This is a genomic window from Streptomyces sp. NPDC015532 (assembly GCF_043078065.1).
Classification (GTDB): Bacteria; Actinomycetota; Actinomycetes; order Streptomycetales; family Streptomycetaceae; genus Streptomyces.
This window is the reverse complement of the sequence record NZ_JBIBSY010000008.1, coordinates 326,257-349,015: the sequence shown is the minus strand read 5'-3', so window position 1 is coordinate 349,015 and position 22,759 is coordinate 326,257. Positions and strand designations below refer to the sequence as shown.

Annotated in this window: 17 protein-coding genes; 12 read left to right on the top strand and 5 right to left on the bottom strand. The window is 71.4% G+C overall.

The annotated features are described in order from the left end of the window. Positions 1-199 precede the first annotated feature (199 nt). Both ACF07B_RS25030 and ACF07B_RS25025 read right to left on the bottom strand, forming a co-directional pair. Positions 200-3,400 (bottom strand): TIM-barrel domain-containing protein, encoded by a 3,201-nt coding sequence (locus ACF07B_RS25030; RefSeq protein ID WP_392180600.1) that lies wholly within the window; start codon positions 3,398-3,400, stop codon positions 200-202. 474 nt (positions 3,401-3,874) lie between these two features. Beyond that, a complete protein-coding gene (locus ACF07B_RS25025; RefSeq protein WP_392180587.1) occupies positions 3,875-4,618 on the bottom strand; it encodes a TetR/AcrR family transcriptional regulator in 744 nt (247 codons plus the stop codon). A 126-nt stretch (positions 4,619-4,744) separates the two neighbouring features. Here ACF07B_RS25025 and ACF07B_RS25020 point away from each other — a divergent pair, with 126 nt between their 5' ends. Beyond that, positions 4,745-5,968: a saccharopine dehydrogenase family protein gene (locus ACF07B_RS25020; RefSeq protein WP_369480264.1), complete on the top strand. Its 1,224-nt coding sequence runs from the start codon at positions 4,745-4,747 to the stop codon at positions 5,966-5,968. 71 nt (positions 5,969-6,039) lie between these two features. Beyond that, positions 6,040-6,636, top strand: coding sequence for an RNA 2',3'-cyclic phosphodiesterase (thpR, locus tag ACF07B_RS25015; protein WP_392180586.1), 597 nt, complete (start codon positions 6,040-6,042; stop codon positions 6,634-6,636). An 18-nt stretch (positions 6,637-6,654) separates the two neighbouring features. Here thpR and ACF07B_RS25010 read toward each other — a convergent pair whose 3' ends face one another. Continuing rightward, entirely contained in the window at positions 6,655-8,352 is a 1,698-nt protein-coding gene (locus ACF07B_RS25010; RefSeq protein WP_392180585.1) for an LCP family protein, read from the bottom strand. A gap of 442 nt (positions 8,353-8,794) precedes the next feature. Between ACF07B_RS25010 and ACF07B_RS25005 the strand changes: the two genes are divergently transcribed. From ACF07B_RS25005 to ACF07B_RS24990, 4 genes are all read left to right on the top strand, one after another. Next, complete coding sequence (locus tag ACF07B_RS25005; RefSeq protein WP_384243332.1) at positions 8,795-8,950, top strand: DUF6131 family protein; 156 nt, start codon at positions 8,795-8,797, stop codon at positions 8,948-8,950. A gap of 770 nt (positions 8,951-9,720) precedes the next feature. Then, positions 9,721-10,455, top strand: a complete 735-nt coding sequence (locus ACF07B_RS25000) for a dienelactone hydrolase family protein (protein ID WP_392180584.1) — start codon at positions 9,721-9,723, stop codon at positions 10,453-10,455. A gap of 234 nt (positions 10,456-10,689) precedes the next feature. Then, the gene (locus ACF07B_RS24995) at positions 10,690-11,271 is read left to right on the top strand and encodes a hypothetical protein (RefSeq protein ID WP_392180583.1); all 582 of its coding nucleotides are present in this window, start codon (positions 10,690-10,692) and stop codon (positions 11,269-11,271) included. Between the two features lie 98 nt (positions 11,272-11,369). After that, positions 11,370-12,680: a HEAT repeat domain-containing protein gene (locus tag ACF07B_RS24990; protein ID WP_392180582.1), complete on the top strand. Its 1,311-nt coding sequence runs from the start codon at positions 11,370-11,372 to the stop codon at positions 12,678-12,680. A gap of 314 nt (positions 12,681-12,994) precedes the next feature. Here ACF07B_RS24990 and ACF07B_RS24985 read toward each other — a convergent pair whose 3' ends face one another. Then, positions 12,995-14,068 carry a DUF6215 domain-containing protein gene (locus ACF07B_RS24985; protein ID WP_392180581.1) on the bottom strand — a complete coding sequence of 358 codons (1,074 nt, stop codon included), beginning with the start codon at positions 14,066-14,068 and terminating at the stop codon, positions 12,995-12,997. A gap of 272 nt (positions 14,069-14,340) precedes the next feature. Between ACF07B_RS24985 and ACF07B_RS24980 the strand changes: the two genes are divergently transcribed. From ACF07B_RS24980 to ACF07B_RS24960, 5 genes are all read left to right on the top strand, one after another. Beyond that, entirely contained in the window at positions 14,341-15,069 is a 729-nt protein-coding gene (locus ACF07B_RS24980; RefSeq protein ID WP_384241779.1) for a hypothetical protein, read from the top strand. Between the two features lie 875 nt (positions 15,070-15,944). Continuing rightward, positions 15,945-18,653, top strand: coding sequence for a class III lanthionine synthetase LanKC (gene lanKC, locus ACF07B_RS24975; protein WP_392180580.1), 2,709 nt, complete (start codon positions 15,945-15,947; stop codon positions 18,651-18,653). Positions 18,654-18,755: 102 nt separating this feature from the next. Beyond that, positions 18,756-18,893 carry a SapB/AmfS family lanthipeptide gene (locus ACF07B_RS24970; protein ID WP_107065889.1) on the top strand — a complete coding sequence of 46 codons (138 nt, stop codon included), beginning with the start codon at positions 18,756-18,758 and terminating at the stop codon, positions 18,891-18,893. Positions 18,894-19,031: 138 nt separating this feature from the next. Continuing rightward, the gene (locus ACF07B_RS24965) at positions 19,032-20,792 is read left to right on the top strand and encodes an ABC transporter ATP-binding protein (protein WP_392180579.1); all 1,761 of its coding nucleotides are present in this window, start codon (positions 19,032-19,034) and stop codon (positions 20,790-20,792) included. Between the two features lie 68 nt (positions 20,793-20,860). Continuing rightward, positions 20,861-21,493, top strand: coding sequence for a glyoxalase (locus tag ACF07B_RS24960; RefSeq protein WP_392180578.1), 633 nt, complete (start codon positions 20,861-20,863; stop codon positions 21,491-21,493). A gap of 95 nt (positions 21,494-21,588) precedes the next feature. Here ACF07B_RS24960 and ACF07B_RS24955 read toward each other — a convergent pair whose 3' ends face one another. Further along, positions 21,589-22,059: a GNAT family N-acetyltransferase gene (locus ACF07B_RS24955; RefSeq protein ID WP_392180577.1), complete on the bottom strand. Its 471-nt coding sequence runs from the start codon at positions 22,057-22,059 to the stop codon at positions 21,589-21,591. Between the two features lie 80 nt (positions 22,060-22,139). On the opposite strand from ACF07B_RS24955, the gene ACF07B_RS24950 reads away from it, so the two are divergent. Then, positions 22,140-22,646 (top strand): DUF6584 family protein, encoded by a 507-nt coding sequence (locus ACF07B_RS24950; protein ID WP_392180576.1) that lies wholly within the window; start codon positions 22,140-22,142, stop codon positions 22,644-22,646. The last annotated feature ends 113 nt before the right edge of the window (positions 22,647-22,759 follow it).

The following is a 22,759-nucleotide window of genomic DNA, read 5'->3' as shown; positions in this document are numbered from 1 at the left end:
CCGCGGGGGGGCTGGGGGGGGTTCTTTTGGGGGGGGGTGCCCCGTTCCCCGGGGGGGGTGTTCTTTGGGGGGGGGGCGGCCCGCGTGCGCGTGCCGGGCCCGGGGGGGGGGCCGGGTGGCCCGGGGCGGCCGGCCACGGGGCGACGTGCTGCCGCCCCGTGGCCGGAACCTGGGTCGCTCCAGAGGCTACGTGCACCACCTACTGGAAGGTGACGGTGATCGGGGCACGCACGCTGCGGGACGGCAGCGTGACGGTCAGCACCTTCGAGGTGTCGTCCCAGTGGTACGCCTGCGGGGACAGGCGCACACCGCTCGCCGCGACCTTGGTGGGTGCGTGCGCCGCCAGGAGTGCGATCGTCCACCGCCGGGTGCGCACCTGACCGGTGAAGGAGCCCCGCGCCGGACCGATCGACACCGTGTGACGCTCTCCCTTCTGCCGGTACCGGATCGTCGTCGTGGCGCTCCTGCCCTTGTGGGCGGTGACTCCGTCGTCCTCGTAGAGGCGCAGCGACCCCGGCCCGCCGGCGGCGATGGTGAGCGTGACGTCGGTCAGCGGGTTCCCGTCGTTGCCGCTCACGTCGTGGGTGCGCGTGGGCAGGATGCCGCCCGCCTTGACGAAGACCGGCATCGAGTCCAGGCCGGTGGTGACTTGCCGGGTGCTCCCGCCGGTGTACGTCTCACCCGTGAAGTAGTCGGTCCACCGGCCGGGCGGGAACCAGACCGAGGTGGTGGCGGAGGTGCCCGGCGTGGTCACGGGGGCGACCAGGATGTCGGAGCCGTAGAAGAACTCGCTGTCGGCGGCGCCGTACGCCTGGGGCTCGTCGGGGTACTCCAGGTAGGTGGGGCGGACGATGGGCACGCCGGTGCGGTTCGCCTCCTCGGCGAGCGTGTAGGTGTAAGGCACCAGGTTCTCGCGGAGGTTGAGGAACGTGTCGGCCGACTGCCGCGCCGCGGTCCCGTACTGCCAGGGCAGCCGGTCGCTGTGATTGCTGTGCAGCCGGTCGATGGGCTGGAACGTCCCGAACTGGACCCAGCGGGCGTACAGGTCGTCGGGCAGTTTGCGTGTGGTGCGGCTCTGCCCGCCCTCGGTGTACGTCTCCGAACCGGTGAGCCCTGTCGTGTCGTTGTGCCCGCCGATGTCGTGGGTGATGGCCGCCATGCCGGTCGCGGCGGACTCCCCCGGGGTGTAGCCGACCTCCAGCCTCAGCGCGCCCCAGGTCGAGGAGGTGTCACCGGTGAAGTGGACGGTGCTGCGTTTGTCGGCCCACGGCCCGGTCGGCAGCCCCTGCTGGCCGCTGTACCCGGCCGCCTGCAACGAGCCGTAGGCCCGGGAGAGGACGAATCCTCGGCCGAGGTTCGCCGAACTGGCGGTGGCGTACGCCTGGTTGATCCACGCGTCGGGGGTGACGCCCCTCAGTGAGGACCGCGACGCGTCGCAGCACCAGTCGAGCCACCAGAAGTCGTTGCCCTGCCGGTCCATCGTCCGGTGCAGGTCCATGTACGCCTTGAGCTGGTCCGGGTCGCCGAAGTCGAAGGTGTAGCAGTTGTCCTCGACGGAGGCTCCCGAGGCGCAACCTCCCTTGGTCAGCTTGCCCTTGGCCGTGGCCTGCGCCTGGGCGAACTGGGGATCGGACGCGAGGATGCTCGGGTGCACGTTGAGTGTGTTGTGCAGCCCCTGCGAGGCCGACCAGTCGAAGAAGCCCTGGGGATCGGGGAACTTCGCGTGATCCATCTCCCAACCGCTCCAGTCGTTCACGGCTTTGAAGTCCGTGTCGGTCACCAGGACGTCCAGCGGTGTGCCTTCGGACCGGAACGCCGGAAGGATGGTGTTCTCGTAGTCGGCGGCGGTGCGGTCGATGTACTCCGAGTACCAGACGCCGTAGGCCCATTGGGGCAGCAGTGCGGGCGGGCCGGTCAGGGTGGCCAGGTCGGTGAGTCCCCGCTTGTAGTCGTGTCCGTAGCCGAAGACGTAGCCGTCCTGGTAGGGCGTGCCGCCGTGCTCGGGGCGGGGGGCCGTCGTGTGAGCCGTGGCGTCGTACACCGCTGACGTCGTGTCGTCGAGGAGGTACCAGCCGTCCTGGTTGAGCAGGCCGGGCGTGGTGGGCACGGAGCTCTCGTTGCCGGTCACGCCGTCGAGGCCTCGGCGGTATCCGCCGAGCGCGAGGTGCGGCGGGGGCGCGGGCGTACCGGGGGCGGCCACCGAGACGGTGTCCGCGTTGATGTGACAGCTTGCCGCGTCGGGACAGCCCAGGGTGATGTCGTTCGTGCCCGCGGTGAGGGTGACGGCCAGCGCGGCGGTCTGCCAGTCGTCCCAGTCCTTCGTCGTGGGGAACGACAAGGTGCCGCCGGCACCGCCCGTGGACACGGAGGCCGTGCGCTGCTGGTGGAGGCCGTCGCCGCCGACGCCGTTGGCGTACCGCACCCGGAGGGTGTAGACGCCGTCGGCGGGCACGCCGACGACGTGGGCCGTCAGACTCGATCCTTGGTGGAGGTCACCGACGAAGCCGCCGCCCGCGTATCCCTTGTGATCGGTGGCGCCGACCGCCGAACCGCCGATGCGTCCGGCTTCCGCCTCGCAACTCGCGCCGTAGGCGCAGTCCATGGCCGCGGTGCTGGAGACGGGCGGGTAGGTGTCGCCGGGCCGGACGAGCGCCACACTGTCGACATTGACAGCGCCGGAGTCCGTGGCGGTCCGGGTCAGGGCGAGGGTGTGGTGACCCGCGGCGAGCCGGACGCTCGCCGACGTGGTGTTCCAGGTGTCCCAGTTCGCCGTGACCGGCAAGGACATCGTCTGCTGCGCGCCGCCGTCCACGGTGAGTGTCAAGGTGCGGGTGCGGGTCTGGCCGTCTCCGCCACGGGAGTTGGCGTAGCGCAGGTCGAACTGATACGTTCCGCCGTCCTTGACATCGATGTCAGCGGACGCCGAGCTGCCTGTGCCCTCGAATCCCGCGGCGAACCCGCTGCCGGTGTGGCCACCGTGGTCGGAGGCGACGGAGAGCCCGTCCAGTCGGAGACTCTCGGCCTCGCACAGGGTCCCGAGCGCGCAGGTCAGACGCTGCCAGGGAGCGGAGGTCACAGGAGTGCCGCCCGCCACCGACCGCAGGGAGAGGTTCGTGGCGCCGAAGGGCCCCGAGTCGACCTTGTAGCGCAGGCTCATCGCGCTCGTCTCGATGGTGAGCCAGCCGTTGGACGTCGTGGCCTTGTACGCGGCCGGCTCGAACCCTTCGCGGCCGATCGCGTTGAACGTCGGTGCGTCGGTGAACTTCTGGTCACCCGCGTATTCGGTACGGATCAGGGTGGGCGAGAGGATCTCGAAGCGGGCGTTCCCCGAGGAGACGGCCGGGATGCGCTGAGTGTGCGCGGCACCGGCTGACGGTAAGTCGGCACCTGTCAGCGTCATGGCGGCGGACACGGCGAGGGCGGCTACGACCCTGGTCCGCCCCCGTACCCATCTCAGCCGTCGCCGCTTCGACGCCCTTGATGCCTTGGAGGTCTTCGATGTCGTTGCCGCGGTCTTCATACGCACATCCGTTCTGCTCTCAGCAGGAAGACGCGTCTCCCTGTGCCGGTCGAGATCCGGAGTTGCCTGACCGCTCGCGGGCAGTGGCCGAGCTGCGGCGTCCTCCGAAGGTGCGGCGGTGCAGCGGTGCGAGGTGTGAGGTGGCACGGGTCCTCGGCCCGTGCCCGAAGAAACCGGACCGTGCCCGAGGAGATCAACCCCGGGAATCAGAGCATGTCGGCTCTCGCGGTGTCCATATGCCCGACCGCATCCGGACGCGACCCGACCGCATCCGGACGCGACCCGATGAGATGGCCGGACCCGGCCTCTCCCTCCCGCGTGATGAGAACCATGGGCGTTGGCATAAGACCCGCGTCAGGGTCTTCGTGTGGTCGAGGGGTCGGGGTAGCGCCGGGCCCTTGCCCAGGCGAGTTGCTCGGCCGCGCTGTTCAGCAGGGTGTCGAGGACGACGGGGTAGGCGCTGTGGGTCATCCGCCCGGCCAGGAGCCGTGCCGTGGCCGCGATGTGCGGGTGGGTGTCCGCGGGCAGCTCGGCGTACGTGGACTGCCACATCTCCTCGTCCGCCACGCGGGCCTCGTCCGTCAGCGCCAGTGACCCGGCGTCCAGGGCCGCGAAGGCGAGGGTGAGGTCGATGAACGCGTGGTAGACGACGACCGCGTCCACGTCCGGGAAGCCCGCGCCGCGCAGGATGCCGAGGATCGCCTCGTCCACCGCGATCTCCCGCGGCCGGCCGGTGACCCGGCTGGCGGTCAGCACGGCGGCCTGGGGATGCGCGAGGTAGGAGGCGTGAATGGCCTGGCCGAGCGCCCGCAGGTCGGCCCGCCATTCCCCGGTGGCCGTCCAGACGTCCAGCGCCCGCCCCATCAGCTCCTCGCCGATGGCCCTGGTCAGGTCGTCGAGACCGGCGAAGTAGCGGTAGAGGGTGCTGGGGTCGGCGCCGAGGGCGGTGCCGAGCCTGCGTGCCGTCAGTCCGGTGCTGCCGTGCTCGCGCAGCATCCGCAACGCCGTCCGCACGATCAGCTTCTCGGACAGCACCGTGCCCTGCCGGGTCGGCCGGCGTCTGCGCCGTTCCCCCTCCGGCACCACCTGTTTCGCCATGCCGACCCTCTCCGCTCACCGCGCGACGAGCACCCTTATGCCAACATGATTGACCTTAACCGAGGACATCCCGTTGCATCTGTCCAGCCCGGAGGCGTTCGTCCCCGGCGACGAAAGGTGTGTGACATGCGAGTTCTTCTCGTGGGCGCGGGCGGCGTGGGTACAGCCGTCACTCGCATCGCGGCCCGTCGCGGTTTCGTGACCCACATGGTGGTCGCCGACTACGACCTCGCCCGCGCCGAGGCGGCCGTGGCGGCGATCGAGGAGCACGGGGACCGGTTCAGCGCGAGGCGCCTGGACGCCTCCGACGAGGAGGCGGTACGCCGGGTGCTCACCGAGGAGAGGTGCGACGCGCTTCTCAACGCGACCGATCCGCGGTTCGTGATGCCGCTGTTCAACGCGGCGCGCGCCGCGGGCACCCACTACCTCGACATGGCGATGTCCCTCTCCGCGCCGCACGCCACCGACCCCTACGAGCGGTGCGGGGTCAAGCTCGGCGACGCGCAGTTCGAACAGGCCGGATCCTGGGAGCGCTCCGGACGGCTGGCCCTCGTCGGCATGGGCGTGGAGCCTGGTCTCTCGGACGTCTTCGCCCGGTACGCGGCCGACGAACTCTTCGACGAGATCGAGGAGATCGGTGTCCGCGACGGCGCTGACCTGACCGTCGAGGGCTACGACTTCGCCCCGTCCTTCAGCATCTGGACGACCATCGAGGAGTGCCTCAATCCCCCGGTGGTCTACGAGAAGGACCGCGGCTGGTTCACCACCGCCCCCTTCAGCGAACCCGAGGTCTTCGACTTCCCCGAGGGCATCGGTCCGGTGGAGTGCGTCAACGTCGAGCACGAGGAGGTCCTGCTCATCCCCCGCTGGGTCGACGCCCGCCGGGTGACGTTCAAGTACGGCCTCGGCGACGACTTCATCGCCAAGCTGAAGACCCTCCACGAGCTGGGCCTCGACTCCACCAAGAAGGTCACCGTCCCTTCGGCGAACGGGCCGGTGGAGGTCTCCCCGCGCGATGTGGTCGCCGCCTGCCTGCCCGACCCGGCCACCCTGGGCGACCGCATGACCGGAAAGACCTGTGCGGGCACCTGGGTCAAGGGGACCAAGGACGGCTCGGCTCGCGAGGTGTACCTCTATCACGTGGTCGACAACCAGTGGTCGATGCGTGAGTACGGGTCCCAGGCGGTGGTGTGGCAGACGGCCGTCAATCCGGTCATCGCCCTCGAACTCATCGCGGGCGGAGCCTGGTCGGCGAGCGGTGTCCTCGGCCCGGAGGCGCTGCCGCCCCGTCCCTTCCTGGACCTGCTCAACGAGTACGGCTCGCCGTGGGGCCTGCGCGAAGAGGTCTGACGTACCGGGCGTGGCCCTTGGCACACGGCGAGGGCGTCGTCATCCGCGGAAGGTGCGGTATGAAGTCTGCTGTGCATGATCAGACGCAACCCGCGACCGTTCGGGTGTTCATCGCCCTCGCCCCGCCCGACCCCGCCAAGGAAGAACTGGCCCGGGAACTGCGCCCCGCCTACGACACCCACCCTCACCTGCGGTGGAACCGCATCGAGGACTGGCACATCACCCTGGCGTTCCTGGGGGAACTGCCGGTCGGGACGGTTCCCCTCCTGCGACCGCCGCTCGCCGGCCTCGCGGCGGCCCGCCGGTCGCCCTCGCTGGCCCTGCGCGGCGGCGGCCACTTCGACGACCGGGTGCTGTGGAGCGGAATCGACGGAGACCTCGACGAACTGCACGCCCTCGCCAGGGACGTGCGGACCACCGTCAAGGACTGCGGGGTCGTCTTCGAGGAACGGCCCTTCCGTCCGCATCTGACGCTGGCCCGCGCCCGCAGGGGAGACCTGTCCTCGGCGGGCGAGGTCGCCCGGGAACTCGCCGGGTTCACCGGTCGCCGGTGGCCCGCCGAACGGCTGCACCTGGTCGGCAGCAACGTGGGCCGCAGCAGCGGACCGATCCATTACCGCGACATCGAGGCGTGGCCCCTCGCCGACGGACGCCCTACCGGTTCCTGAGTCGCCGGCCGGGCCGCTTCACTCGTCGGAGTCCGGCTTGTTCCGCGACGCCGCGTAGGCCTGCGCCGGTGTCATGGGGACTCCGTTGAGGCTGACCGTCCGGTAGGGGCTGACCTTGGCACAGGTCTTGGCCTCGTCGGCGGTGGAGGCGTGGGCGTCGGCGACCGCGGTCTTGCTGTCGGCCGGTGCGGACGACGATCCGCCGGGATAGGTGCTGCCGCTGGGCCAGTCGCCGCCGACCACCAGGACCAGACCCGGGCCGGTGCCCTGCTTCAGATGCGAGCCGGACAGCCCCAGGGCCTTGGCGGCCGTCAGGGCCTCGCCCTTCTGCCCGGTGCCGTAGGTGAGCGAAGTGGTGGTGGCCGAGACCGGGGCGTTGGCCGTGGTCGTCCCCGGGCTGAAGCCCTTCTCGGTGAGAGCGGCCGCGACCGCTGAGGCGCGGCCGGTGATCCCGGTGCCGTTCTCCACCGTCACCGCGACCTCGGAGGCGGGGACGGCGGCGGTGTCACCGGGCTTCGTGGTCGCGGAGGCCGCCGCGGACTTCTTGCCCGATCCGGTGGTCAGCGACGTGTCGTCGGCGATGGTCGCGAACAGGCTCTTCGCGCCGGCGCCCACCACCACACGGTTGCGGTCGGCGGGGTCGGGGGCCGTCTGCATCGTCGTGAAGGTCATGCGCTTCGTCGGAACCTTGTCCAGGTCGGATGCGAGCCCGATCAGCTTCTTCACGCTGCCCAGGCCTTCGTCCACGGTCAGGGCCTTGGTGGCGGCGTCCGCGAGGTGGTACACGGCGCTGGGGTCCGTGAGCGTGCCCGCGCTCTTGAACTTGCGGATCATCGCGCTGAGGAAGATGTGCTGGGAGACGGTACGGCCCAGGTCGCTGCCGTCACCGAACCCGTGCCGGGAACGGACGAACTGCAGCGCCGCGACGCCCTTGAGGGTGTGTCTGCCCGTGGAGAGCTTCAGGTGCGAGTAGGTGTCGTACACGTTGTCGTTGACACACACCGAGACACCGCCGACGGCGTCGGACATCTTGACCACACCGGAGAAGTCGAGTTTGACGAAGTGGCTGATCGGGATGCCGGTGAGCTGGTGAACCGTCGCCACCTGACAGGCCGGGCCGTACTGCAGCGCGCTGTTGATCTGGCCGTAGTAGCCGGCCGTCGACTTTCCGGTCTCGCTGTCCTTGCAGGAGGGGACACGGGTCATGGTGTCACGCGGGATGCTCATCACGGTGGCGTTGGAACGGTCGGCGGACACGTGCACCACCATCTGCACGTCGGCGTTGCTGCCGGTCTGCACCCCGGTCCGGGCGCAGCCGCCGCCGAGCTTGCAGTCCGCCTTGCTGGTACGGCCGTCCGAGCCCATCACCAGGATGTCGATCGGGGTGCGGCCGAAGGCGTCCGCCTTCTCCGTGCCGCCCTTGCCGTCCAGCGGGACGGTGTCGAGGTTGCCGTTCAGGTGCTCGTAGAACCACCAGCCGGCCCCCGCCGTACCCAGCACCACGAGCGCGACGCATATCCCGGCGATCCTCAGCACCCGCCTGCCGCGCCCCGCCCGGCGCGCCCGTCTTCCGCCGTGCGAGCGGGAAGCCGTGCCGGAGGCGAACCGGTCGCCCGGAAGGCCGGTTCCGTCGGGCTGCGACGCGCGTTGTCCGGGAACCCGGGACGTCCGGTCGCGTGTCGCCTGGCCGCCCGAGCCGTCCCAGGGGTCGCTCATCTCCCACTCCCATGAACAGTCGGGCCCGTCCGCTCCGGCCCGCAGGAAGCACGGCCGGGCGTGTACTGCGGTCTACGGGCGGATGAAGCGCGCGTCTATCCGGGTTGCGTAGTTGCGCAATCTAACAAATCGATGGCCTGGTCACCTGCGATCCTCTCGCGCTACGCGGGTGAGGCATCTCATGCCGCCTGCGGGGCAGTTGATGGAACCGTCTCCTCCAGGGAGACGTCCGACCGAACCGTCACGTTCCGCGGATGCCCGGGTTTCACACCCGCTTTCCCACCCGCGCGGAACACCGGTGCGACCAGCGAGGCCGTGCGCCCTTGGTTCCGCCTCACGCGGGCGGGCAGCGGAAACCCATCCCGTGTTTGGCTCGCGCGACGCAGGAAACCCGGCGGGGGAAGGGACGCCTTCGGACGACGTCCCGCCACCGGAGGACGCCATGATCATCCTCGGAGTCATCCTGCTCGTCGTCGGCCTCATCGCCGGCATCGGAATCCTGTGGACCATCGGGATCATCCTCGTCGCTGTCGGCGTCCTGCTGTGGGTCCTGGGATCGGTCGGCCGCGAAGTCGGCGGACGACGCCATTACTACTAGGACCTGTCTGACAATTCCCGTCTGCCCGGCGACGCCATGCACGCTCCCCCAAGCTCTTCGAGCAGGGGGGACCCCCACTCGCCGCACCGGCCCCAGACCCGGGTACATCCAGTACGCAGGCCTGGGGCCGGCACGCCGAGAGCACGCTCCCCCGAGCTCTCGGCTTCGCTCGAGCAGGGGGGACCCCCATGACGCCGCCGGGCCGCCCTTCGGGCGACGACGCGAATTGTCAGACAGGCCCTAGGCCACGGGCCCGCACGTCGCGTGACCGGCGGCTCGGCACGCCATCGGGCGTGAGCAGCCGCGGTACGGAAGGGAGCGGGTGGAGGAGATCTCCGCGATCGCGCGTCTGCGGACGCGGCCGAAACCGGAGCCGAAGTGCGGCTCCGGTTTCGGCCACGTCCGGAGCGTTCGGCAAGGGAGTGTTCCGAAGCGCGGTGACTCGACCGTGCGGCCGCAGGACGGGTGTCCCTGTCACGGGCGGCGCGTCGACCGGGTTCGGGATCCCGAGGTGTCGACCGAGATCGTTCGCGCGACCGGCGCTGTCTCCTGATGGGCTGGCATCGGCTTCATCCGGTGGGCTACGTTGAGCAGCCATGACGACCGGGACGGCATCGCGCCGCCCACGGTCCGGTGACCCGGTGCTCTCCTGAGCACCGTACGGGCCGGTGTCGGCCCGCCGTTGGACCGAGGATCTTGTGCTGCCGCGCGGGCCCCGCCTCCATCGTGTTGATCACAGGCTCGACACGTCAACCACGACAGGAGAGTTCATGCCCGCCAAGACGCTGCAGATTCCCACCGCGGACGGACAGGCCGACGCCTTAGCCGCCTTCCCCGACGGTGGCGGGCGGCACCCCGGGGTGCTGATGTACCCGGACGCCTTCGGGATCCGGCCCGTGCTGCGGGAGATGGCCCGCGAACTGGCCGGGCACGGGTACTACGTACTCGTCCCCAACTTCTTCTACCGGCACGGCCCCACACCGGTGATCGAACTTCCCGAGCACATCGGAGAAGAGGTCCGGCCCACGCTCTTCCCCAAGCTGATGCCCATGATCGAGGCGCACACCGCAGAACGTGTCCTGAGCGACGCCGACGCCTATCTCGAGTTCCTCACCGCTCAGCCCGAGGTCAGCGCCGGACCGGTCGCGGTGACCGGTTACTGCATCGGCGGCCTCCTGGCGACGCGCACCGCCGCGGCCCACCCCGGCCAGGTGGCCGCCCTCGCCGCGTTCCACGGCCCGGTGGGAGCCGGGGGCCCCGACAGCCTCTCCAAGCTCACCGCCGAGGTCCACTTCGGCCACGCCGAGAGCGACTTGACGCCCGAGGCCCTCGACGAACTCAACCAGGCCCTGGACACGGCGGGGGTCGGCTACACCTCCGAGATCTACCCCGGCACCGTCCACGGCTTCACCATGTCCGACACCGACGCGTTCAGCCCCGCCGCACTGCAGCGCCACTGGGACCGCCTGCTGCCCCTGCTCGCCCGCACCCTGACCAAGAGCTGAGGCTCCAGCCCGAGCCGCTGTCCCTGTCGACCACTTGCACGCGCGTCGGCCGCCGGAGGACGGACGCGTCATCGCGCCTCGGCCCACCACCCCGTCCTCCGGTACGCGGCCGGGCCCGGTCCTGACATGATCCGGTGGTATGACCGCGCTACCTACGTACCTCTTCGGCTGGGCCGGCTGCCCGGACCGCGGTGACGTCTTCCCCGTCGCCGAACAGGTCGAGGCCGACCGGATATGAGTGACACGCCCGCGCGGATCGGATCCGTGGACTGGACAGCCCTCCGGCACGCCTACGGGACGGCCGAGGACGTACCCGCCATGCTGCGGGACCTCCGGCGGCCGGAGACGGCCGCCGAGGCCGCCGACACCCTGCTGACGCACGTCCATCATCAGGGCGGTGGAGTCTATTCGTCGGCACCCGCCGTGCTGCCCCACGTCATCGCGGCCGCCGTGGACCCGGCCGTCGCCGCGGACGTCCGCGGCGAACTCCTCCACCTCGTACGGTCCCTGGCCCACTCGGGAAACACCGCACAACCCCGCTTCGTCACCTCCGGCTGGCCCGCGGCGTGGGACCTGGCGGTCACGGACCTGCTCCCGCTGCTCGACGACCCGGCGGCGGAGCACCGTACGGCGGTCGCGCGCTGTCTCGCCGAGGCCCGTCGGCGGGCCGACGAGGTGATCGCCGCGCTGCGGGCACACTGGCACGTCGAGTCCGCGCCACGGACCCGGCTCCAGCTCATCGACGCGGTCGGCTCCCTGGCCGCCCACGCCGGTGAACAGCGCGGCGCCTCCCTCGACTGGCTGCGGGCGGGCTGAACGACACCGAGCCCTCCGTACGGCTGACGGCCGTTCAGGCCCTGCGCCGCGCGCTCCCGGGGCAGGCCGACCGCGATTGCGCACGGACCGTGTCCGACGTGCTGTCCGGCAGCGAACCGGCCACCTGGCGGCCGGAAGGCGCGACCACGGGGACCGTTGTCTGGGCGGCCGGCCTGCTGGGAGACGACCGCACCGCCCTGACCGCCGCGACCCTCGAACTGCTTTCCCACCGGGACCCCGTGGTGCGCGCCGGAGCGCTGCGGGTGGCGGCCCAGTCGCTCAGCGGCCGGCGCTCCGCCGTCGCCGACCTGCTGCCTGCCGTGGCCCGTCGCCTCGGTGATCCCGAACCCGACAACCGGCTCTTCGCCGCCCGGGTCCTCGGCATGTGCGGGCGCGCCGCCCGCCCTTGGGCGGACGCGCTGGCCGCCCTGAGCACGGAGGCGGGCGAACCGCATCAGCCCACCAGGTCCCACGCGCTCTGGGCGCTGTCGCGGCTCGGTGACGCGCGGTGCGTCCCGCCCCTGGTGCGGCGCCTGACCGACGAGCGGCACGGGTTCGCCTCCCACTCGTCCCACGCCGACGGCTGGTGGACGTACGAGCTGAGCCTGAACGAGGTCGCCGCGGATCTCGGCAGCCACGCGGACGTGCTGCTGCCTCCGCTACGAGCCCGTATCCCCGCCGCCTCCAGCCTCGACGAACGCCGCGTGCTCTGCCAGTTGCTGACGTCATGGGGTGCCTCGGCCGCCCCCGCGATCCCCGAGCTGATCGCACTCCTGGACACCGACGCCGCGGTCTGGGCGCTGGACGCCCTCGCCGCGATCGGGCCGGCGGCGGCGAAGGCCGTACCCCATGAGCGCCTGCGCGCTCTTCTCGACGCCCCGCCGGCGGACCAGCCCTTCGCACCACGCAGTCTGGCCCTCGCCTACGGGCGGCTGACCGGCGACCGCGAGCCCGCGCTGCGGCTGCTCCTTCCCCAGCTCGGCGAGCCGTACGGCCAGGAAGGCGCCGCCACACTGCTGGCGGAACTGGGCCCGGCGGCAGTCCCGTACGTCGGACGGTTGCATGAGCTCCTGACCCGGCACGCGCAGGGCTGGCTGCCGCTGCGCGCCGGTGAGGCACTGTGGCGGATCACCGGCCGGACCGACGAGGTGGTCCCGGCCCTCGTCCGGGCCATCACCCCGTTCGCCGAACGGGGCGGTGCCTGTCCGGCGGTCATCGAGACGGTGAGGCTGCTGGCGGAGATCGGCGCGGACGCGGCTCCCGCGCGGCCCGTCCTCCGGGCCTTCCTCGACACCGACGAACGGCCCGTGAGACACGGCACCTGGCGCTCCGTCCCGGAGGACGACGCGCTGTGCGAGGCCGCACGCGGCGCACTGCTCGCCACCTCGGCACCGGGTGACGCGGCCTGACAGCCCCAGGGGCGGCCGCGCCCCTTGTCGTCCGCGACCGGACCGGCCCGGACAGCAAGAAACCCTGTCCCGCACACCGCGGGACAGGGTTTCGGCAGAGCGCCGGGCAGGCCTTGCACCTGCATTTCCCCGCAGGAAGCGGGGCGTCTTTCCTTGGACCACCAACGCATCACCAACCGGAGCGACTTCCTCCGACCGGCTCTGACGAAATAATAGCGCACGCGTGTACGGGCCACGCCGTGCGTACCCATGAGCATGCGAGCGTGACGCCGGCCGCACCTCCCGCCGTCAAGCGCCGGGGCGCTCCGGGCGTCTCATCGATCAGCCCGTTCGGGGATCTTCGGAAGTATCTTGCCGGCGACGGCGAGGAGAACACTGTCGTCGGGGAGTGCTCCGGACTCGCTCCACACGGTGATGTCGCAGTAGCCGCCCCGGTCCTTGTGGTCGAGGGCCACGGTCAGGGTCCTGGCCAGGGGGCCCTGTTCGACCGGACCGCCGGTACCGCCGCTCCCGGCACTGATCCGAAACTGCATGGTGTGGTCCGAGGAGAAGACCGCGGGCCGGCCGAGAACCGTGAGGGTCTTGATGTTCTGCTCGGTCCCGTACTTCATCAGCTTCACGTACTGGGCGGTCGACAGGTCGTTGTACGTGGCCGCGACGTTCACGGTGTACGTGCCGAACCGGACCTCGGCCTCCGGCTGGGCCACTCTCCCGCCGGTCAGGGGAGCGGTGTTGTTCGTGGCGGAAACGCTGGTCGCGGTCTCCCCCGCGGGCGTCCCGAGGAGCTTGGCCACGCCGGGCCGGTTGAGCGTCTTGCACAGCTCTTGACCGGTCACGGGCCTGGGCGTCTTCTTGTAGACCTTCGACAGTTCCTCGGGTTCCGCGGGCGGACACGGGATGGCGTGCGGGGCACTGACGTCGGACGGCATGACGCGGGGGACCACCCACAGCGCGGCCCCGACCGCTCCGAACAGGGCCACGGCCGCGACGGCCTGACCCCACGCGTTGTGGTCCTTGCGCGGAGCGGCCGGGCCACGGGGCGGTTCGGCCCCGCTCCGGGCGGGGGCGTCAGCGGCCATCCGGGCGGGGACGTCAGCGGCCATCCGAGCGGGGGCGTCAGCGGCCGTTCCGGCGGGGACGTCAGCGGTGATCGCCGCCCCGTTCGCCGAGGCCGCCGGACCCGGGCTCCGGCGGGCACGCCAGGCCCGGACCACCTCGTGGACGCGTACCGCGGTGAACACGAGGAACGCAGCACCGATACCGGCCGGGACCAGCTCCTGATCGCGGACGGCGAGATACATGATGCGCACGCCGAAAACCGACCCGACCACGATGAGCAGAGGCTCACGGACCCAGAACGGCAGGAGACGCAGGAGGAAACCGAGCATCCGGCGATCTCACCACACCAAGATCACAACCGCCATGGTGGAAGCCACAGTTCCGGGTTCGGACGCACGGTCGTTATCGGCGGTTGCTCAGGGGGGGCGCCTGACGGGTGCTCAGGAGGCGTGCCAGAGGCAGCCCGGCAGGGGTGTCGGGCGACACGGAGCATCCTGAACACGTAGCGCGACAGGGGTCGTTCCCGCCGCGTGGGCTGACCGGGACGCGTCGGACGGTAGGGTGCGGAGCCTTCTCACCGTCCTCACGGAGGTACCCACCCATGTCCCTGTACCGGGCGATGCTGACGTTCGGCACCCTCGCCCTGTTCGCCGGCATCGGCCTGCTCTACGACCACGACTACGTGCTGGGCGCCCTGTTGCTGGCGGCGGGCGTGGTGCTGGGCGTGATCCCGATCGCGACGGGCGTCGCGCGCGCCCTGGCCGGGTGGCGGCTTCAGGGCGACGACATGGGGTCCCTCGCCGACCCGGTGCTGCGCAAGCGGCTGCGGATCCTCGGCGGGGTACTGAGCGCGCTGGGCTTGGTGGTGTTCGTCGCCGGGGTGGTGATCGAGTCGCTGATCTGGGCCGCCAACCACGACGACCCTCCGATCCCGATGCCGGTGCTGATGCTCGTCGGGCTGATCCCCGCCGGTCTGCTCTGCCTTCTCGGGTACGGGCTGGTGAACGCGGGCCGGCTGACCTTCGCCGGCGACGCCGAGGGCGTGGATTCCGGGTACCGGCTGGGCTGGATCCTGCTGGGGTTCTGTGTCCTGTTCGGCGGCGCGGTCACCGACCCCCGGCTGTTCTGGCGGGTCGCCGGCGGCATCGCGATCCCGACCGGCGTCCTGGCACTGGCGACCTGCCTGGCGTTGCGAGCGCTGCGCGAGCCCATGGCCGAGATCCGGTCGAAGTACTGGGCCGCCCGCAACGCAGCGGCGCGGGAGAACGCGATCCGCGCCGGGCGGATCGACGCCGCCGGGCAGCCCCTGCCACAGCCTCCGCAGCAGTGATCCGTCACCCCTGACGCGGCGCCGAAGCCGCGTGGTACCGCTTGGCACGATGGCCGCCGGCGGTGGACCGGACGCCGCCGCACCCCGCGATGCGCCTGGAACCGGTCTCCGCTCAGGGGGAAGGCCGGGTCTTGCCGTGGACCCGGTCGACGACCGAGCGCATGGGTGCCCGTCCGGTCTCCGTCGCACCGGCATCGGCCGCACGCGTCCGTAACTTCCCCAACCAACTCTGCGAAGCCTGAGGCGAGTTCCAGGCAGCCGGGCATCGTCTCGCGGCGTGCCGGACGGGCTCGCGGAGGTGCCCGAGCGGCCCGCCGAGGCGGTTGTCGTCCACCCCTCGCGCCGGTACGACCAATCCATCGCGGGGGTAGGGCGGGCGCGCCCGGGTCATACGCCGCGTCATCCCCCGCCCGGCATATGCCGTTCTAACCGCGCCCCCCGGGCCCAAATGACCGGTACGGCCGACGCCGCTCTCCCCCGCGAAAACTCCTGGTCACAGCCCCGGCCGGACAGCGCCGGCCTTCACGGTGCCCGCGACGGCTCGGCGCACCGGGCCGGGCCGGTGATCCGGTGTGCGCCCTGGCGCTGTCGACGATGGGCCGCCCCACCCTCACGCCCGGGGCGAATATCTTCGGAAAAGCCTTCTTTCACGCCGTTGTCGCCGAAGTGTCACATTCCCCAGACTTCGAGAGGCCGCAGCCCCGCCAAGCGCTCCGGGCACCAGCCGAAAACGCGCAGCCCGCTCCCGCTCCCCGGGCCGGCGCACCTCCCCGCTCCTTGATCCCCCTCCCCGCTCCCCGCTCGTCAGGCCGGCCGGATCTCCGCTCCCCTCCGCCGACCCGCCTGCACACGTCCCTGCCCTGAGGAGAAGTCCGATGGACAACCGGTACGAGGCCTACGCCTACGCAGACCCGATCTTCTACGACTCACCTCGACGCTGGGGCGCTCAGGAGGAGTTCGCCGCCGCCAGCCGGCCGCTGCCCGTCGGCTGGGAGCGCGGCGACCTGGAGATCTGGGCGGTGGTACGCCCCCAGGACGTCCAACTGCCCTCGCAGGGCTGGAAGATCCACGTCTCCTCGTGTGCGGAGGACGCCGAGGCGGTACTGGAACAGGTCTACGACTACTGTCTGCGCGAGCACATCACGTTCAAGTTCCTGCGCGGGCTGCCCATCCTGCAGATGCAGAACTCCAAGTACTCCCCGCGCGGTTCGAGCGGAAAGTTCTGCACGCTCTACCCGGTGGACGACGCCGAGCTGCGGCGGTGCCTGGAGGGCCTCGGACCGCTGCTGGCCGGCCGCCGTGGCCCGTACATCCTCAGCGATCTGCGCTGGGGGGAGGGACCGCTGTATCTGCGCTACGGGGGATTCGCCGAGCGCCACTGTCACAACGACGCCGGTCAGCGGGTGCTGGCGCTCCAGGACCCGGACGGCCGGCTGGTCCCCGATGTCCGCGGCGCCGGTTTCTCGGTCCCCGACTGGGCGCCGGTACCCGCGTTCGTCGAAGGGGCCATCGCCGAACGCAACGCCCCGCGGCCGCCCTCACTCCCGTACACCGTCGAACGGGTCCTGCACTTCTCCAACGCGGGCGGCGTCTACCTGGGCCGCAAGGACCCCGACAGTCCGCAGGTCGTGCTCAAGGAAGCTCGCCCCCACGCGGGCCTTGACCAGCGCGGAGTCGACGCCGTCACCCGGCTGCACCAGGAACACGACATGATGGCCCGCCTGACCGGCTCACCCGGAGTCCCCGCGCTGCACGAGCTGCTGACCGTGTGGGAACACCGTTTCCTGGTCCAGGAATTCGTCGAGGGACAGTCACTGAGCGAGTGGCTGACCGCGAAGTACCCGCTCATCCATCCGGACGCCTCCGAGGCGACGATCGCCGAGTACACCCGCGAGGCGATCGCGATCGTCGGCCGGATCGAGCGCGTCCTGAAGGCCATGCATGCCCGCGGGGTGGTCTTCGGAGACCTCCACCCCCGCAACCTGATCATCCGGCCGAACGGCGACATCTGCTTCATCGACTTCGAACTCGCCAGCCCTGTCGACGCCTTCGTGCGTCCGGCGCTGGGCGCCGCGGGCTTCACCGCCCCGAAGGGATACACCGGACCGGACATCGACCTGTACGGACTGGCCGCGATCCGCCTGTGGTTGTTCCTGCCGCTGGCCCAACTGCCCACCCTGGACGCGGGCAAGAGCACCGAACTCGCCGACGTCATCGAGCGCCGGTTCCCCGTGCCCGCCGGGTACACCGCCGAGATCCGCCGCATGCTGGCCCCCTCCCCCTCGGACGGCCGCACGCCGAGGCCCGAACTGGGCCTGCGCAGGGCCGAGACACAGGCCCTTCTCAGCGGGCCGCGGGCCGACTGGCCGGCCATCCGCGACTCGCTCGCGGCCGGCATCCGGGCCATGGCCACCCCTCACCGCGCCGACCGGCTCTTCCCCGGTGACATCGCCCAGTTCACCCAGGGCAGCCTGGGCCTCGCCCACGGAGCGGCGGGTGTCCTGTACGCGCTCCACGTCACGGGTGCCACAACGGAGAGCGAACACGTCCGGTGGCTCGTCGACGCCGCCCGCACCCGCCCGGCCCAGCCCGGTCTCTACACCGGCGGACACGGCGTGGCCTACGTCCTCGACCTCCTCGGCGAACGGGACGCCGCACTCGATCTGCTGCGACGGCTCGCCCACACCGCCTCGGACGCCCCGCCGGGCCCCGACCTGTCGTCGGGCCGCGCCGGCATCGCCCTGACCCTGTCGCACTTCGCGGCGGTCACCGGCGACTCCCAGCTGCTGGACACCGCCGTCACGCACGCGCAGGCCGCGGCCGACGAACTGGAGAAGGAGGGCCCTTCCAGCAGGCGCCGGAAGGCCGGTCTGATGAGCGGAGGGTCCGGTGCGGCCCTCGCCCTGGTCCGCCTCTACGAACGCACCGGCGATCACGCTCTCCTCGAACGGGCCCAGACGCTGCTCGAACTGGACCTCGAACGATGTGTGACCGCGGCGGACGGCACCGTCCAGGTCCTCGACGAGTACCGGGTACTCCCCTACATCGAGACCGGCAGCACCGGCATCGGACTGGCCCTCGACGCCCTCCTCCGCCATCACCCCGCCAGTGCGACAGCCCGCTACCGGACACCGATCAGCCGCGCGGCCGAACCCGAGTTCATCATCCAGCCCGGCCTGTTCAACGGCCGCGCGGGACTCCTCGGCTACCTCGCCCTCACCGGGCCCCGGCTTCCGCACGCTCCGGGCGGCCGGTTCTCCCCGCTCCCGCGGACCCCGGAGGACGCCGAAGCGGCCGCCCACCGCCAGACCGCGCTGGACCGCCACCGCAGGCTCCTGGCCCTCCACCAGATCTCCTACCAGGGCCACCTCGCCTTCCCTGGCGACCAGCTCCTGCGGCTCTCCGCGGACCTGGCGACCGGCTCCGCCGGAGTGCTCCTGGCCCTGGGCACCGCCCTGGCCGGCACCCCCTTCCTCCCCTGGACCGGCGGGGTCGGCCCCGCACCGGCGAGCCCGGCCCCAACGGCTCCGGCCACCGCCGACCACCGCCCGGTCTCCGCCGAGCACACGGCCGGCCGGCCCTGACCACGTCACCACAACGCGCAGCGGGATCAACCGGGTTGCGCACCCCAGACTCCCGGCCGCCGGCCGGGTGATCCACCCGTCAGTGAATGAAGGAGAACAGACATGATGATCCTCGACCTGCAGACGATGGACCTGCCCGAGACCGAGGCCACCCCGATCGACGACACCCTCGCGAGCACCAGCTCCCTGAGCGTGCTCAACTGCGGCACCAGCACCGTGAGCACGATCCTCTGCGTCTAGCCGGCACCGCCCCGTAGGGGGCGAAGTCAGCGCAGCCGGCCGGGCCGCCACCCGCGGCCCGGCCGGTCGCCTGCACCCCCTCCCTCCGCCGTGTGCGTGCCGTACGCGACGCCCCCTCGCCCACCAGAGAGGTTCCCCGTGGCCGACGAGCCCGCTCCCCGCGCTCTCCACCCGACGGGCCCACTGCGGCTGCGCCGTGAACTGACGGCCGAACCCGGCCCCCTCACCGTCGCACTGCTCCTCGCCCTCGCGGCCACCGCCGCCACCCTCGCCCTCCCCCTCTTCCTCCAGGACGTCATCACCGACTTCTCCGGCCATCACCCGCTCACGGGACACATCACCCTGATGTGCGCGGCCGCGGCGACCGGCGCCCTCACGCAGGCATGCTCCGGCTTCCTGCTCGCCCGCATCGGCGAACGCATGGCGTACCGGCTGCGCATCACCTTGATGGAACACGCCCTACGGCTGCCCCTGCCCGTGGTCCGGACCCAGGGCACCGGTGAACTCGCCGCCCGGATCACCTCCGACGCCCTGCTGCTGCGCCAGATCGTGGACGTGGCGAGCCAGCTGCCCCTGGCCACCGTGACCATCGCGGCGACCCTGGGCGTGATGGTGTGGATCGACTGGGTCCTCACCGTGGTCACCGTTGTCGCCCTGTCCGGCCTGACGCTCATGGTGATGCTGGTCCTGCGTCGTATGCGGGCCAACGTGACCGGCCAGCAGGACGCCGTCGGACACATCGCCCAGCGCTTCACCGCGAACCTGGAGGCCCTCACCACGATCAAGGCCAACCGGGCCGAGCCGCTGGCCACCCGCGCCCTCGCCGAGGACGCCGAACGGCTGCGCTCCGTCTCCCTGGAGGGCGCCCGACTGGGCACGCTGATCCCCGCCGTGCTCACCCTCGGCAACCAGCTCGCCATGATCGCCGTGATCCTCACCGGAGGCGCGCGCCTCGCCGCGGGCGACATCACCGCGGCCGCGTTCGCCGCGTTCCTCCTCTATCTGCTGCAGGCCATCCCGTCCGTCAACACGCTGGCCACCGGCCTCGGCCGGCTTCAGTCCGGCCTCGCCGCCCGCGACCGCTGCAACGACCTGCTGCTCCTGCCGCCGGAGGACGACTCCGCCGACGACGACCGGACCGCCCCCACCCCCCTGCCCGACGCACCCGCCGTGGCCTTCGACTCCGTCTCCTACACCCACTCCGGAGCCGGTCGGCCCGCCTTGCAGGGCATCTCCTTCGCCACCGCCCGCACCGGGCTCACGGCGGTGGTGGGCGCGTCGGGGGCCGGAAAGACCACCACCCTCTCCCTCATCGACCGGTTCATCCGGCCCTCCTCGGGCACCATCACGGTCCTGGGCCACGACACGCGGCACTGGCCCCTGGACGCCCTCCGCACCCGCATCACCTACGTGGACCAGGCCTTCACCCTGCTGGAGGCCACCGCCCGCGAGAACCTCCAGCTCGGCCGCGGCACCCCCGCCACCGACGCCGAGCTCACCGCCGCCCTCGACGCCGTCGGGCTCACCGACGACATCACCCGCCTCCCCCGGGGACTCGACACCCATCTCGGCCGCGAGACCGACCTCTCCGGCGGCCAGCGGCAGCGCATGGCGCTCGCCCGTGCCCTGCTCTCCGACGCCGACATCGTGCTGCTCGACGAACCCACCAGCCAGCTCGACGGCCTCAACGAACAACGCTTCCGGACCATCATCGAGAAGCTGGCGACGACCCGCGCGGTCATCGTCGTCGCCCACCGGCTCACGACGGTGCAGCACGCCGAGCACGTGATCATGCTCGATCAGGGCACCGTCACCGACACCGGCAACCACCCCGCACTCCTCGCGCGCTGCACCCCGTACCAGCGGCTCATCGCCAGCCAGGCCATCTCCGGCCCCTGAATCCGCGGGAACGGATCGAGCAGGATCGAAGAAGCCATTGCCCCCGCGCCGCGACTAGCGTGATCGGCATGACTTCCATCGCATCCATCACCCTCGAAGTGGACGACACGACTGCCGCCGAGCAGTTCTACACCACCGCCTTCGGGCTCGGCTCCCGGCTGCGTCTGCGCACCTCCGAGGCGCCGACGGCCGGCTTCCGCGGATTCACGCTGGCGCTCACCGTGTCCCAGCCGGCCGATGTCGCGAGCCTCGTCGACGGCGCCATCGCGGCCGGCGCCACCTCACTGAAGCCCGTGTCGAAGTCCCTGTGGGGCTACGGTGGCGTGGTCCAGGCCCCGGACGGGACGATCTGGAAGGTCGCGACCTCGGCGAAGAAGGACTCGGGCCCGGCCACGGGCACCATCGACGAACGAGTGCTCCTGCTGGGCGTCGCGGACGTGAAGGCGAGCAAGCGGTTCTACGTCGAGCAGGGGCTTACCGTCGCGAAGAGCTTCGGCGGCAAGTACGCCGAGTTCACCGCGGAGGGCCCGGACGAGTTCAAACTGGCGCTGTACAAGCGCGCCGGGCTGGCCAAGGACCTCGGCGTCGCGGACGACGGCAGCGGCTCGCACCGGCTCGCTCTCACCGGCTCCGCCACGGCGTTCACCGACCCGGACGGCTTCACCTGGGAATCCTCTTCCGTGACCTCCGCGCAGTCCTGACCACCACCCCGGCACGCGAGCCCTCGGCCAGGGCACGACTCGGCCCGCGTACGCGCCGCCGGCCGCCGGGCGGGCCTCGAAACCGTCGCCGGAGGTCACCGGGGCGAGAGGCCGACGGAAGGGAGCGGCAGATCGCGTCGGAAGACGGCCATGGCGCGCCCTGGCCCGTCGTAGTCGTCGATGACGCTCACGTCGAAACCGACCTTGCGGTGGAAGGCGATCGAGCCGGCGTTCCCGACGGACGTGATCGCCTTCAGCCGCCGCGCACCCTGGCGTTCGGCCGCTTCGGCGAAGGCCGCGTACAGACGGCGTCCGAGACCGCTGCCACGGGTGTCGTCCCGGGTGGCGATCAGATGCGCGTAGCCGGTGGCGTCCGGGGTGACGAACCCGAAGACGTACCCGCGGATGCCGTCCTCCGCGCGGGCGACCAGGCAGGTGGAACCGAACTCCCGCACCAGTGCCAGAAGATGCAGCGAGCGAAGGTCCCGTTCACCCCAGTAGCGGGAGTGGTCCGTCAGCACCTGGTGAAAGTCGGCCACGTCAGCCGGTGTCATCTCGATTCCCATGGGTGACGATCCTGACAGCGCGCGGCACCGAGCGCCAAAAGCGCTCGACGCCGGTCGCCCCGCCAGTCGATCATCGACCCATGCCACTGAGAGACACCCTTGCGCGCGTCGACGCGGACCTGGCCGCCGGCCGGATCCCCGTCGCGCGTCAACGCCTGCGCGGCCTGGTCTCGTCGTTTCCGAACGACCTGACACTTCGGCGCCGACTCGCCGAGACCTACCGGCTGTACGGAGAGCCCGCGGAGGCGGGCCGCTGGATGTATCTCGAATCGGACCGGGACGCCGTCGAGACCGCGGCCTTCGAGGCCCGATACGGCACCGCCGCACGGCGGATGCGCGCCCTCGCCTGGCACGGGTCCGAGTCGCTTGCCCGAACCGCCTTCGCCAGAGAGCAGTTGGAGGCGGCACGCGTGGCCTGCTCCGACGCCGTGGGACAGCCGGTCGACTGGGACACGGTGCCCCAGGGCGTGGAGACCGACGGCGGCAGCAGCCCGCTCACCACGTTCCTGACGGGAGCCGGATGCCTGGTGGCGGTCGTCGCGTTCCTCGCGATCTGGGTGAACGGCCTCATAGCCCTCTTCGACTGACCTCACCGTCGAGGGGCCCGGGGGGGCCCGGGGGGGGGGGCGGTGGGGGCGGCCGAGGGGGGGGCAGCAAGACGCGCACGTGGGGGGGCGGGGGGGTGTGGGGGGACATGGGC